Here is a 1,368-nt window from a genome sequence, read left to right as displayed (position 1 = left end):
ATCCTCCGCAAATTGTTATATCTCGGGACATCGTTCATACGGTGTTCCGAGATTTTTGGGCTATAGTACATTTGGTGTGGTTCTTGGGCTTTGATGTGTCGGGGCATCGTTCCGGTTTTGAGTTGGTAGTTTTTGATAGCAGGTCATAGATGGTTTCGACCCCAGTATCCAGGCCTGGGGTGTCCACTAATTGTCGACGCGTGGTGGAACTACCGAGTGGTGAGGCAGTTGTCTTATCGTTCTGTTGGTCTGGGTGATGCGGTTCTCGAAGTCGGCGGGCCTGACCATGCCGAGTGTGAAGTACTGGCATCGAAGGTTGTAGGACACTTCAATCCAACGTGCGACGCTCTTGAATGCGCATCGCGGGTAGGCCAGCGCCGTCGATCGTAGTTCTCACTCTCTGGTGTTAACCAAAATGACTCAGCCATCGCGTTACCGAAGCACTCCCCGGTGCGTCCAACGCACTGGGTAACGCCCAAGTCACGGCAGACATCTCATAGGCGCTCAACGGCGATTTGTATGCCGTGGTCAGCGTGGAGCACCAGCCATCACCAACATCACCGCGGCGCGTGCACGCCATTCGCAAAGTCGGTTCAACTAGACGCACGCATCAACACTATCCATATCCCATCCCAACACGCGGCGGGAATGTCCCATCCTCGATGACACACAAATACAACCAGCCTCACCAGTACGCAGGTAAGTAATATCAGACAGCCAAACTTCGTCAAGCTCCCCGACATTAAACATACGCTTGACCAAGTCAGAGAGCGCGGATTTACGTCTGTATAGAATCGTTGTCACCGAGACAAAAACATGTGGCAAGAACCCTTCAATCCGGGTGAGACGCATCCGCTTGACCGCGTTTTTCCGGTTAAGACCAATCCCGTAGCACGAGGGTAGTACTACGGCGATCCGCAAAGACCCATAAACCTTGTCGTAAGTAGCCGAGCACAACTAAAACGCTTGGATCATTAACTGCAATGCCCAGAACCCACAGATGGCACCTCCGCGGCAGTGAAAGTAAACACTATCTAAGAGCGTATCGCATGCAATACCGAACCGGCGAGTGTGTGGTCCAACGATCGCACAAACCAAAATAACCAATAAAAAAAACGAGGTGTCCTTGCTGGTTAGTCTAACCAGCAAGGACACCTCACCAACACTGAACTATCAGCTCAGTCTTACGTCACTTCTTCATCCGCTTTCGGGAAATCAGAAGTGTCGAAACGCCGGCGGTCATCAGCAAAACTGCTCCAATAACGGCCACGCCGACATTTTCAACACCGGTGCGCGGTAACTCAGGAGTCTTACGCACGGGCTTATTCGGGGTTTCCGACGGTTCAGGCGTCGGCTTCGGCTGCTCAG

1 protein-coding gene is annotated in these 1,368 nt (G+C 52.4%); it reads right to left on the bottom strand.

Going from position 1 to position 1,368, the window contains the following annotated elements; translation table 11 throughout:
• Positions 1–1,189: 1,189 nt before the first annotated feature.
• Positions 1,190–1,318: an LPXTG cell wall anchor domain-containing protein gene (locus HMPREF1628_RS09325; RefSeq protein WP_156956964.1), complete on the bottom strand. Its 129-nt coding sequence runs from the start codon at positions 1,316–1,318 to the stop codon at positions 1,190–1,192.
• Positions 1,319–1,368 lie beyond the last annotated feature (50 nt).

It is taken from the genome of Actinomyces sp. S4-C9 (genome assembly GCF_000758775.1).
Lineage (GTDB): Bacteria > Actinomycetota > Actinomycetes > Actinomycetales > Actinomycetaceae > Gleimia > Gleimia europaea.
Note: the sequence above shows the minus strand (reverse complement) of the source record. Positions and strands in the feature narration are given on the sequence as shown.